We start from the raw sequence: 11,811 nt of genomic DNA, 5'->3' as shown, positions 1-11,811 counted from the left end.
TCTCATCGACGAATTCGGCAAGGGCATGCAGCCGGTGCTGATCATCGACGAGGCGCAGAACCTCAGCCCCGAACATCTCGAAGAAATTCGCCTGCTCTCCAATCTCGAAACCGAGAGCGCCAAGCTGTTGCAGATCATCCTCGTTGGCCAGCCCGAGATCCGTACCATCATCGCGCGCCCCGAGTTGCGCCAGTTGCGCCAGCGCATCAGTGTCAGCTGCCATCTTGATCCTCTGACGCGGGACGAGGTCGAGGAGTACATCCTGCACCGCATGGAAAAAGCCGGCAATCGCGCGGCGGTGAGCACCAGCCCCGAGGTCTTCGACGCCATCCACAATTACAGCCGTGGCATTCCGCGTCTCGTCAACATCATCTGTGATTTCCTGCTGGTCGCCGCCTATGCCGAGGAAACCCGCGAGCTGACCCTCGACCTGGCTCGGGATGTGCTCGGTGATTTGGATCTCGATCATCGCTATTGGACCGATCGCGTCGAGCTTCCCGTGGATCTGGCTCCGGAAAAACTGCCGCCCGTGGACTTGCTCCAGCAGGTGCTCAGCCAGATGCAGGCCCTGGAGGCCAGGATGAACGCGGCTCCTGGGGGCGGACCAAAGCTGCCTGATAATCTTGCGGAAATCCTTCAGGAAAAGAATCGGCTCCTGGTGACCAACATCGAGCGCATATCCCGCGACCTGGGGCTGATTTACAAAACCGTTCAGCAACTGCAACTCGATCTGGACGGATTGAAGCTGCAGTTGGTCGAGCAAAAGAGCCGGCCCGCGCCTCCCGCCCAGCCGGTTGCGCCCACCCGCTCCCAGCCGGGGCTTTTAAAGAGGATGTTCGGATGACCCTCAACGCCCTGACCATCGACGTGGAGGACTATTTCCAGGTCTCGGCCTTCGAGGGCATCAGTCCTGTCGACACCTGGGATGCCCGCGAGTTGCGCGTCGAACGCAACACGGATCAGGTCCTGGAAATTCTGCGAGCCGCCGGCGATGTGCGCGCCACCTTCTTCATCCTCGGCTGGGTGGCCGAGCGCTGCCCCGGCCTGGTGCGGCGCATCGCCGCCGCCGGGCACGAAATCGCCAGCCATGGCTTTGGCCACCAGCGCATCTGCTTTCTCGATGCCGCCGGCTTTCGCGACGATATCCGCCGCAGCAAGGGTCTCCTCGAAGACCTCTGCGGGCGGCCCGTCCACGGCTACCGGGCGCCGAGCTATTCCATCTCCGAGCGCACGCCCTGGGCCTTCGACGAACTGCACGACGCCGGCTATCTCTACGATTCGAGCATTTGCCCGGTACGCCACGATTTCTACGGCATGCCCCACTGGCCGCGGTTTTCGTGCATGGCCGTCAAGGGGACCGACGGCGCCTGGTGCCCGCTGCCGCATACCCAGCGCGAGACGCCGGCGTTGCATTCCATCCCGGTGAGTACCGTGCGTCTCGGCGGACGCAACATTCCCATCGCCGGCGGCGGCTATTTTCGGCTGTTTCCCTACGCCGTCACCCGTTGGGGCCTGAGCGGCATCAACGACAAAGAGCAGCGTCCCTTCGTGTTCTACCTGCACCCCTGGGAAATCGACCCCGAACAGCCGCGCATGAACGGGGCGGGGTGGAAGAGCCGCTTTCGCCATTATCTCAATCTCGACAAGACGGAAAAACGCTTCGCACGACTGCTCCAGGATTTTCGTTTCGCGCCGATTCGCGAGGTGTTTGGGATTCAATGATGATTCGCGGTTTTCAGGAAAGTGACGGCCAGGCCTGGGATGAGTATGTGCTGAGTCGGCCCGAGGGCACGGCCTATCAGCTCCTGGCTTGGAAGCAGGCCGTGGAATCCGCCTACGGCTTTCGCGGTGCATACCTGCTCGCCGAACAGGGTTCGACGGTCCGTGGAGTTTTGCCTTTGGTCGATTTTCGCGTGCCCTTGGCTGGACGCACCCTCGTTTCCTTGCCGTACTGCGATGCGGGCGGCGTGCTGGCCGACAGCGCCGAAATCGCCGATGCCCTGCTCCGCGAAGCGCTGGCCCTCGCCGCGCGGCGTGGTTCGCGCTGCACGATCCGCGCGACGGCGCCGCTGGCATTTCCCGGCACGGCACGAACCGGAAAGGTGCGCATGCTTCTCGATCTGCCGCCGAGTTCCGAAGCGCTCCTGTCCTCTCTGAAATCCAAGCTGCGCAGCCAGGTCAACAAGCCCCTGCGCGACGGATTGACGACGAAGGTCGGCGGGTTCGAACTGGTGGAGGATTTCTACGGGATTTTTTCCGCCAACATGCGCGATCTCGGCTCTCCGGTGCACAGTCGTCGCTGGATCGAAGCCATTGTTGCCGCATATGGCGAACGGGCGCGGGTCGCCGTCGTCTATACCCCCGAGGGGCAAGCGGCCGCCGCGGGGATTGTGCTGCTCCATCCGACGACCATCTCCATCCCTTGGGCCTCGTCGCTACGCAAGTACAACAACCTGAACGCCAATATGCTGCTTTATTGGACGTTTCTTTCCCAGGCCGCCGAGCAAGGCTTCAAAATCTTTGATTTCGGACGGTCGACGCCGGGGGAGGGAACCTATCGTTTCAAGGAACAGTGGGGCGCGCGGCCTCAGTCGTTGTATTGGTACGAAGCCGGGTCGGCGACCGGGCAAGACGCAGCCGCCGAGCCGTCAAGAAAGCGGCAAATGGCCGCGGCGCTCTGGAGCCGATTGCCCGAGGCGGGCACCGTTTGGTTGGGCTCGCGCCTTAGGAAGTACATCTCCCTATGAGAAAAAACGTCCTTTACCTTGCGCATCGCATCCCCTATCCGCCCAACAAGGGGGACAAGATCCGGACCTTCAACGAGGTCAAGCACCTCGTTGAAAAGCACAATCTGTATCTGGCCTTTCTCGTCGACGATCCCGCGGACCTCAAGCATGTCGATGCCTTGCGGGACTACTGCGTCGATCTGGCCTGGGAGCGCATCGAACCACGCTGGCGAAAAATTCAGGTCGCACCTCAGCTATTGCTCGGCAAGCCCTTGAGTCTGCCTTATTTTTATTCGGCGAAGCTTCAAACCGCGATCGACGCCTGGGCGGCAACCCGGACATTCGATTCCATCGTTTGCTTTTCCAGTCCCATGGCGGAGTATGTTTTCAAATCCGATGCCTTGGCTGGACACGGGGCCAAACGGATCATGGACTTTTGCGACGTGGATTCCGACAAATGGGGGCAGTATGCCAAGGACGCCAAATTCCCCATGAATCTTGTCTATGGCCTCGAAGGCAAGCGGTTGCTGGACTACGAAGCCCGCGTTAATCGGGATTTCGATCATTCGGTCTTCGTCACCGATAACGAAGCCCGCCTGTTCAAACACTTGGTGCCGGAGGCTCGCAACCTTGAGGTCGTCGGCAACGGAGTGGATTTCGATTATTTCAATCCTGCCTATCGTAGGGGCGCAGCATGCTGCGCCCGGGTTTTAGGTCGGGACGATGCAGCCCTGGGCGCAGCATGCTGCGCCCCTACGGACGTCGCCGGTGACGATACCGTCGTCAACCTCGTCTTCACCGGCGCCATGGACTATCACGCCAACGTCGATGCCGTCGTCTGGTTCTGCAGCGACATTCTGCCGCGCCTGACCCGGGCGGGCATCAACGCGCATTTCTCCATCGTCGGCGGCCGGCCCGCGGCGGCGGTGCAGGCGTTGTCGCAAAACCCCAGGGTCACCGTGACCGGATTCGTCGACGACATCCGCCCCTGGTACGCCAAGGCCGATGTCTGCGTGATTCCCTTGCGCCTGGCGCGGGGCGTCCAGAACAAGGTGCTCGAAGCCATGGCCATGGAAAAACCCGTCGTCACGACCACCAAGGCGGCCCAAGGCGTCGGCGCCACGCATGCGCAACACCTGCTGGTCGCCGACGACGCCGAGAGCATCGCCGCGGCCGTGATCGAACTCTGCCGAAACGCTGATGCCCGCCGCGAACTGGGGCAGGCGGGACGCAAATTCGTCGTCGAGCATTTCGACTGGCGGCGCAATATGGACAAACTGGAGAACCTTATCTGATGGCCGAGGGTGAAATGAAAATCTTATGTGTCGTCGGCGCGCGCCCCAATTTCATGAAGGTCGCGCCCATCATCGACGAACTCAAACGCCGGGGCATCGACTACGTGCTGGTGCATACGGGGCAGCATTACGACGAGAAAATGAGCACGCTGTTTTTCGTCGATCTCGGCATGCCCAAGCCCGACGTCGATCTCGAAGTCGGCTCGGGAAGCCATGCCCGCCAGACCGGCGAAGTGCTCATGCGCATCGAGCCGGTGCTCGAGCGCGAGCGGCCCGACGTGGTGATCGTCGTCGGAGATGTCAATTCGACGCTGGCCGCCACCCTCGCCGCCGCCAAGCTGCACATCCCCGTGGCGCACGTCGAAGCCGGCCTGCGCAGCTTCGACCGAAGCATGCCCGAGGAAATCAATCGCCTCATGACCGACAGCGTCGCCGATTTTCTCTTCACCACCGAGGAGCTGGCGAGCGAACACCTGCGGCGCGAGGGCATTGCCGAGGACAAGATTTTCTTCGTCGGCAACACCATGATCGACAGTCTGATGAAGCACGTGCGGCGCGCCGAAACATCGCCGATTCTTCGGCAACTCGGTGTTCAGCCCAAAAGCTACGGGGTGGTGACCCTGCACCGGCCGTCCAACGTCGACGAGCCCGAGAGCCTGCGCGGCATTCTCGAAGCCTTGAGCACCATCGCCCGCGATCTGCCCCTGGTGTTTCCGATTCATCCGCGCACCCGCAAGCGCATCGCCGAATTCGGCCTGGACACCCTGATTTCCAGCGGATTCATCCTCAGCGAGCCCCTGGGGTATCTCGATTTCCTCAAGCTCAACAAGGATGCCAGCCTGGTCCTCACCGATTCCGGCGGCATCCAGGAAGAAACCACGGTGCTGGGCGTACCCTGCATCACCCTGCGCCCCAACACCGAGCGCCCCATCACCGTCACCGCCGGCACCAACCAATTGGTGGGATCGGACAAACAACAAATTCTCGCCGCCGCCGCGAAAGTCCTGAGCGGCCGGTTCGAGAAAAAGCAGATCCCACCATTATGGGACGGCCACGCGGCCGAACGCATTGTGGATGTTTTGGAACAATCGTTGTAGGGGCGAGGCGTTGCCTCGCCCAGGGCGACCCACCGGGTCGCCCCTACGGCAACCGGTGATGGTGAAATAATCGTAGGGGCGAGGCGTTGCCTCGCCCAGGGCGACCCACCGGGTCGCCCCTACGGTAAACCCGTGTCGATGTAGGGGCGAGGCATGCCTCGCCCAGGGCGGCAAACGAACCACGGATAGATCATCGCGCAAGGACATACGTTATGAAAATCCTCCACATTCTCGACCACAGCCTGCCCCTGCACAGCGGCTACACCTTCCGCAGCCAGAGCATTTTCCGCGCGCAGCGCGCCCGCGGCTGGCAACCGGTGGTGGTGACCTCGCCCAAGCACGAGCAGAGTTGGAAAGGCGCCTGGGCGCCGCGCGAGGAGATCGGCGGATTCACCTATTACCGCACCGGCCGCGTCGAAACCAGTCCCGTGCCCTTCATCACGGAAGGGCGCATCATGCGCGCTCTCACCAAGCGCATCCTTGAAGTCGCCGAGAGCGAGAAACCCGACCTGCTTCATGCGCATTCGCCGGTGCTCAACGCCATACCCGCCGTGCGCGCCGGACGCAAGCTCGGCCTGCCCGTGGTCTATGAAATCCGCGCCTTCTGGGAAGACGCTGCGGTGGATCACGGCACCTATGCCGAGGAATCCTGCAAATACAAGCTGGTGCGCGGCATCGAAACCCGCGCCTGCCGTCAGGCCGACCAGGTCGCCATCCTGTGCAACGGCCTCAAGTATGATCTGGTCAAGCGCGGCATTCCCGAGGACAAGATCACGCCGGTGTTCAACGGCGTCAATCCCGACGATTTCAAACCCTCGCCGCCCGATGCCGAATTCCTGCGAGAATGGCAGCTCGAAGGCAAAACCGTCATCGGCTTCATCGGCTCCTTTTACCGCTACGAAGGCCTCGATCTGCTGGTGCGCGGCTTCGCCGAGGTCTGCCGCGACCGCCAGGACGCCGTGCTGCTGCTGGTCGGCGGCGGCGAAACCGAAGGTGAGCTCAAGCAATTGATCGCCGATCTCGGCATCGCCGAGCGCGTCATCCTGCCCGGTCGCATCGACCATCAGCGCATTCCCGGCGTCTATGCCCTGGTCGATGTGCTGGTCTATCCGCGCTATCCCATGCGCCTCACCGATCTCGTCACCCCGCTCAAGCCCCTCGAAGCCATGGCCATGGGCAAGGTGCTGCTCGCCAGCGATGTCGGCGGCCACCGCGAACTCATCCGCCACGGGCAAAACGGCCTGCTCTTTCCCGCCGGCCATGTCGATGCCCTGGCCCAGGCCCTGCGCGAGGTGTTCGCCGACGAGGGGCTGTGCGCCCACATTCGCGCCCAGGCGCCCGAATGGGTGGTCAAGCATCACAATTGGCAAGTGACGACGGCGGTTTACGAAGAGATTTACGATAAAGCCATGCACGCCGCCACCGGCCGCCTCTCCGCCGTCGCGGGGATGTAGGGGCGCACCGACGTGCGCCCGGCTTAGGGGACGCGGATAAGGTCTGAGCAAGGCGGATCAGGGCAAAACCTTTCCTGGGGACGCGGATCGCATCAGAAAAGGCGGATCAGGGCGGATCAGGCCTAACCAAGAATATAAAAACCCAGGGGTTGATTTTTGTTTTATCCGCGTTGATCAGATTTGATCCGTGTCCAACCTGATTTTAAGCTTTTGGTTTTTGATTCGTTTTCCCGGTCGTTTATTGGGGGCGACTTGCAAAGCGACAAACTTGTGACTTTGGTAGCATTTTGCTAACATTGCGATGTATCAAATTGAGTATACAAAAGCGGCTCGCAAGGCCCTAAAATCCATGCCCCGCAACACGGCCAAGCTCATTTGCGAAAAGATCGAGGCGCTGGGCGCTGACCCCTTTGCCCCGAATAACAATGTTCGCAAATTGACCAGTCATCCTGATTACCGTCTGCGGATTGGCGACTGGCGGGTTGTCTATCTGGTGCAGGAACAGGCTTTGGTGATTGCCGTGGTACGTATCGCCCCGCGGGGAGAGGCATATTGATGAAAGCACAGATCATTGAGAAAAACGGAAAACCCGAATATGCGGTCATTCCTTACGAAGAATACTTGCGCATGTTGGATGCCATGGCCGACAAAACCGATGCGCAAGTCATTGCCGAATTTCACAATGGCTACACCTCAGGTCGTGAGGTCATGATTCCCGCCGAAATCGTTCGTAGAGAACTTGATGGTGAATTGCCAATCAAACTCTGGCGTGAACATCGCGGCCTGACCCAACAGGAGCTTGCTGACCGAGCAGGAATCAGCAAGCCCTATCTTTCGCAAATTGAGACCGGTCGTCGTCAAGGCACCGTTGACACCCTGTCTGCCATAGCCCGCGCCCTCGATGTGTCACTGGACTTGCTGACGGATTGATGGCTTTTTGTGGGTAGATGCGGGGACGCTAATCAGATCAGAAAACCATCATGCCATGGGGACGCGGATCCAATCTGAAACGGCGGGATCAGGGCGGATCAGGCAACAACCGAAAGCCAGGATTTTGGGTTTTTCAATCCGCGAAAATCAGACGTGATCCGCGGCTCCATTGGTTTTGAAGTTTTTCATCGGCTGACCGGCCGACCGGATTGCAGAGGTTAAACCTTGGTGTTGCTCAACGAAATTGATATCTTGCGCGATGTTTGCGGGCGTCTGGATCAAGCCGCAATCGCCTACATGCTGACTGGATCCCTGGCCATGAACTACTACGCCATCCCGCGCATGACCCGCGACATCGACATGGTCGTCGAAATCACTTCGCGCGACGTGTCAAGGATCGAGGCCATCTTTTCGCCCGATTATGTTTTATCGCGCGACGCGGTCGAAGATGCCGTATATCGGCAGGGCATGTTCAACATGATTCATGGCGAGAGTGTCATCAAGGTCGACTTCATCGTGCGAAAATCCGACGCGTACCGCCAGGTTGAATTTGCGCGGAGAATGCCGGTCAAGATTGCGGATTTTCAAACATATCTGGTCAGCAAGGAAGATCTCATTCTCTCTAAACTTTATTGGTCGAAGGATTCCAGATCCGAAATGCAGTTGAGCGATGTGAAAAATCTCCTCGCGACTGGTTTCGACGGCGACTATCTCAACCTGTGGGCCGAGAAGCTCGGGTTGGCACAGATGCTGCGGGAGTGTCTGACATGAAGGATACCAGTGCGCAGGTCGAAGCCCTGTTGCGGCGCCGCTATATGGAGATGAGCGGGGAGCAGCGTTTTGTCGCCGGTGCACGCATGTTTGAAGCGGCCCGCACCCTGGTGCTGGCCTCGGCCCCGCCGGGACTCAGTGATGATGAAATCCGGCAATTTTTGTGCATCAGGTTTTATGGCGAGCAAGACGCGGCTCGAATGCGAAAATGAAACGGTCCGCCGGTTTTAGGGGCAATGGGACGCGCATCACATCTGAACAGGCGGATCAGGGCGGATCATGCACAACCAAGAATATAAAAACCCAGAGGTTGATTTTTGTTTTATCCGCATTGATCAGATTTGATCCGTGTCCAACCAGGTTTTGCGGTTTTGCTTCTGATCCGCGTTCATCCTGAAAATCCGCGTCCCCAGGCCTGTTGTTTTTTGGGGAATTTAGACAAGGCTGCAACCATGCCGCGCTTTATCCTGGTCACCCTGCTCCTCACCCTCGCCGCCGTCCAACCGGCCGGAGCCGTCAGCCCTTCGCAGGTGCTGGTGCTCTACAACGCCGACTGGCGCGAGGACCATCCCCTTAGCGCACCGGGGCAGGATTCCCTTGAGATCGCCGAGCATTACCAGCGCATGCACACGGACCCCGCGACCGGCGAGCGGCCTTACCTGCTCGGCCTGCGCTGCCGCCACGGCATCCGCGTGGTCGATGACAGCCGCCATCTCAACGAAGCGCATCTCGGCGAGGACAGCAGCGACAACCGATCCGGCGTCGTGCTCACCGGGGGCAATCGCCTGTTCGGCGCGGCCCAGCGCGACGATGAACTGCGCGACAGCCGCACCGTCGAGTTCACTCTGCCCGGCGGGCCCGAGGCTTGGCGCTTAGAGACCCTGCGGGTCATCATCGACCCCGCCGACGGCGCGAAAATCACCGTCATCGACAACGGGCAGGTTGTAACCCCCGGTCAGGTGGCCATCAGCCTCGGCAAGGACTGGACCCTGCGCCTCGATGCCCGCGGCTACGCGCCCGGCGCCCTCAAGGTGGTGGTCTCCTGCGACAACGCCGAAGGCAAGCGCTCCACCTGGGAGGCCTCCTTCGTCGATCACGAGCAGGCCCAATACAGCCGCACCGGCCGCGACGGCAAGCGCGACGACCAGAACTTCCTCGAAGACGTGGCCCTGCCCGTCAAGGCCTTTCTCGAAGATCCCGCCAATGCCCGCTTCGACGGCACCCTGCTCAAGGATCACATCCTCTACATCGTCGTCGCCTACGGCCTGCCGCGCACCGCCGCCGCTCCCTACGGCATCGCGCGCGGCGTCACCAACCGGCTCGCCGATCACGGCGCCATCCTCGACTTCGGCCAGCGCCTGCAACTGCTCTACTATGACGAGGAAGCCGTCATGGGCACCACGCCCAAACCCCATCGCTTCGCCGGCAAGGGGCCTTTCAGCGATTTCTTCCTGCGTGCTCCCCAGGCCTGGCCCCTGTACGGCGCCCAGGCCAACCCCTTTCTGCATCCCCTGGCCTACGAAGACCGCGACCTCGCCCCCGACGCCCTGCCCGAGCCCCTGGCCTTCAGCAGCGAAAACCGCCGCAAGCAGCCCACGCGCCATCTCTATTTCGTCACCCGCATCGACGCACCCGACCCCCTTCAGGCCCGCGCCCTCATCGACCGCGCCGTTTACGCCTCAGCGTTCGGCGGCCCCGCCCAGGGGCAGCTCGCCAGCCGCGACTATCCCAAGAGCCAGGAGCGCGTCGGCAAGCTTGCCGGCTCCAAGACCGGCAGCCGCCTCTGGGAGCAGGGCTTGCGTCACCTCTATCACGGCGGTGCCGCGCGAAATCGCCTCGAACTCTTCCGCCTGCCCGCCGAGGACGGCTTTTTCAACCCCGAACCCGTCTACCTGCCCGGCGGCGTCGGCGCCACGGTCATCTCCGGCAACGGCTGGGGCGGCGGCGATATCCTGCGCGATCTGTCCCGCGGCGTCACCGCCACCATCGGCGTCGCCCAGGTGTACAAGGGCGCGCCCCACATTCACAACAAAAGCTGGTGGGATGACAAGGTTTTCTATCCCTTTCTGCTGCGCGGCCATACCCTCGGCGAAGCCTGGCTCATGAACCAGACCCATCTGGGCTGGATCGCCACCTTCGTCGGCGATCCCCTCTATCGTCTGCCTTCGGCGCCGCGGACCGATGAAACAGGCCCGCACTTCGATCCGACCAACGATGTCGAGGTTCGCGTGGTCAGAAACGATGCGCGCGACCGCGAGGCCTGGCTGCTCGTCGATCTCGGCAGCACCCCGACAAAACCCCAGGCCGCACAGTTGCGCGCCGTATCCCCCGAGGGCGAGGAGGTCGTGTGCCCGACCTTCGAGGCCCGGCCCTATGTGCGCTTGGGCGAGGCGAAAAAGGTGTGCGGCACCACCTGGCGAGTCGAGGTGATGGACCCCTCCGGCCGGCGCTGGTCGGAGTCGGTGGCGGTGGATTGTTCGCGGTAGGGGCTTGTATTTCCCTTGAAGGCACGCAAGGCAGGGAAAAATATTCAACACCTGGTTTTTGACAGGATAAAGGCGGATAACTGCGGATGAAATCAAGATAAGGTTTTGAGGTTGTGGGTTCTAACATCTGACCTTATCCGCCCTTATCCCGTCAAAAAAGATTGAAGATTTGATTTCCGGTTTTTTCCGTGTCTTCCGTGGACAGAAAAAGATTTTCAAGGTTTGAATTTCAGTGTGCTGTTTGATGGCTTGGTGTTTTGGTGATATTGTGTAATGACATCATTTAATGCGGAGGCTGCACATGGGACGCTTGACGATTACCTTGGATGATTCCCTCCATCAGGCCCTGAAGGAAGCTTCGGCGCGGCAAGGGCGCCCGATCGGAAAGATTATCGAGGAAGGCTTGCTGCTGCGGGGGATCAAACCCATGGAGGGCGCGCGCGAACTGGTCGCCAAGGCCCGGCGGCATTCCGGGTTGAGCGAGGAAGAAGCCCTGGAGGTCGGACTCGCCGAAACCCGCAAGGCCCGTTCGTGAAAACCCCACGCATTTTTGTCGTGGATACCAATGTTCTCGTCGCGGGGCTGATTTCGGCGCGGCCCGAGAGTCCAACGGCGCGAATCGTCGATGCCATGCTCGACGGAAGGTTGATTTATCTGCTCTCTCCGCAATTGTTGCAAGAATATCGGCAGGTTCTGCTGCGGCCCAAGCTGCTGCGCCTGCATGGACTCGACGAAGAGCAGATCGATCAACTGCTGACGGAACTCGCCGCCAACGCCATCTGGCGCGAGACGCCGAACGAGACGACGGAACACGCCCCTGACCCGGGCGATGAACATCTCTGGCAACTTCTCGCAACGGAGCCTGCCGCGGCATTGATCACGGGAGATCGGTTGTTGGCCGAGCATCCGCCGACGCATCATGTCGTCCTCTCCCCGGCAAGCTGCGTGGGGTTTTTCCAGCGATAAGAGCAATATTGTCCACGGAAAACACGGAAGGAAAATCAACAGACGGGTTTTGGACAGGATAAAGGCGGATAACGGCGGATGAAATC

At 60.8% G+C, this 11,811-nt stretch carries 13 protein-coding genes; all 13 read left to right on the top strand.

The genetic code is table 11. The annotated features are described in order from the left end of the window. Positions 1 to 844 (top strand): AAA family ATPase (locus tag QAT43_RS11205; protein WP_305043162.1); only part of this gene is annotated, 844 nt, incomplete at its 5' end. Further along, the gene (locus QAT43_RS11200) at positions 841 to 1,722 is read left to right on the top strand and encodes an XrtA system polysaccharide deacetylase (protein WP_305043161.1); all 882 of its coding nucleotides are present in this window, start codon (positions 841 to 843) and stop codon (positions 1,720 to 1,722) included. The genes QAT43_RS11205 and QAT43_RS11200, both read left to right, overlap by 4 nt. After that, positions 1,719 to 2,747, top strand: coding sequence for a FemAB family XrtA/PEP-CTERM system-associated protein (locus QAT43_RS11195; RefSeq protein ID WP_305043160.1), 1,029 nt, complete (start codon positions 1,719 to 1,721; stop codon positions 2,745 to 2,747). Before QAT43_RS11200 ends, QAT43_RS11195 begins: the two co-directional genes overlap by 4 nt. Continuing rightward, positions 2,744 to 4,021, top strand: coding sequence for a glycosyltransferase (locus tag QAT43_RS11190; protein WP_305043159.1), 1,278 nt, complete (start codon positions 2,744 to 2,746; stop codon positions 4,019 to 4,021). Before QAT43_RS11195 ends, QAT43_RS11190 begins: the two co-directional genes overlap by 4 nt. A gap of 14 nt (positions 4,022 to 4,035) precedes the next feature. Next, positions 4,036 to 5,118, top strand: a complete 1,083-nt coding sequence (gene wecB, locus QAT43_RS11185) for a non-hydrolyzing UDP-N-acetylglucosamine 2-epimerase (protein WP_305043158.1) — start codon at positions 4,036 to 4,038, stop codon at positions 5,116 to 5,118. Between the two features lie 212 nt (positions 5,119 to 5,330). Beyond that, positions 5,331 to 6,572 carry a TIGR04063 family PEP-CTERM/XrtA system glycosyltransferase gene (locus QAT43_RS11180; protein ID WP_305043157.1) on the top strand — a complete coding sequence of 414 codons (1,242 nt, stop codon included), beginning with the start codon at positions 5,331 to 5,333 and terminating at the stop codon, positions 6,570 to 6,572. A gap of 301 nt (positions 6,573 to 6,873) precedes the next feature. After that, on the top strand, positions 6,874 to 7,128 hold the full coding sequence (locus QAT43_RS11175; protein ID WP_305043156.1) for a type II toxin-antitoxin system RelE family toxin: 255 nt from the start codon (positions 6,874 to 6,876) through the stop codon (positions 7,126 to 7,128). Continuing rightward, positions 7,128 to 7,502 (top strand): helix-turn-helix domain-containing protein, encoded by a 375-nt coding sequence (locus QAT43_RS11170; RefSeq protein WP_305043155.1) that lies wholly within the window; start codon positions 7,128 to 7,130, stop codon positions 7,500 to 7,502. The genes QAT43_RS11175 and QAT43_RS11170 overlap by 1 nt, the downstream gene beginning before the upstream one ends. A 225-nt stretch (positions 7,503 to 7,727) precedes the next feature. Further along, positions 7,728 to 8,273 (top strand): hypothetical protein, encoded by a 546-nt coding sequence (locus QAT43_RS11165; protein WP_305043154.1) that lies wholly within the window; start codon positions 7,728 to 7,730, stop codon positions 8,271 to 8,273. After that, a complete protein-coding gene (locus QAT43_RS11160; RefSeq protein WP_305043153.1) occupies positions 8,270 to 8,485 on the top strand; it encodes a hypothetical protein in 216 nt (71 codons plus the stop codon). Before QAT43_RS11165 ends, QAT43_RS11160 begins: the two co-directional genes overlap by 4 nt. Before the next feature lie 240 nt (positions 8,486 to 8,725). Beyond that, positions 8,726 to 10,759, top strand: coding sequence for a hypothetical protein (locus tag QAT43_RS11155; protein WP_305043152.1), 2,034 nt, complete (start codon positions 8,726 to 8,728; stop codon positions 10,757 to 10,759). 301 nt (positions 10,760 to 11,060) lie between these two features. Continuing rightward, entirely contained in the window at positions 11,061 to 11,294 is a 234-nt protein-coding gene (locus tag QAT43_RS11150; RefSeq protein ID WP_305043151.1) for a hypothetical protein, read from the top strand. Further along, positions 11,291 to 11,725 carry a putative toxin-antitoxin system toxin component, PIN family gene (locus QAT43_RS11145; protein WP_305043150.1) on the top strand — a complete coding sequence of 145 codons (435 nt, stop codon included), beginning with the start codon at positions 11,291 to 11,293 and terminating at the stop codon, positions 11,723 to 11,725. Before QAT43_RS11150 ends, QAT43_RS11145 begins: the two co-directional genes overlap by 4 nt. The last annotated feature ends 86 nt before the right edge of the window (positions 11,726 to 11,811 follow it).

It is taken from the genome of Geoalkalibacter sp., from assembly GCF_030604225.1.
Lineage (GTDB): Bacteria > Desulfobacterota > Desulfuromonadia > Desulfuromonadales > Geoalkalibacteraceae > Geoalkalibacter.
This window is presented reverse-complemented; position numbering and strand designations above follow the sequence as displayed.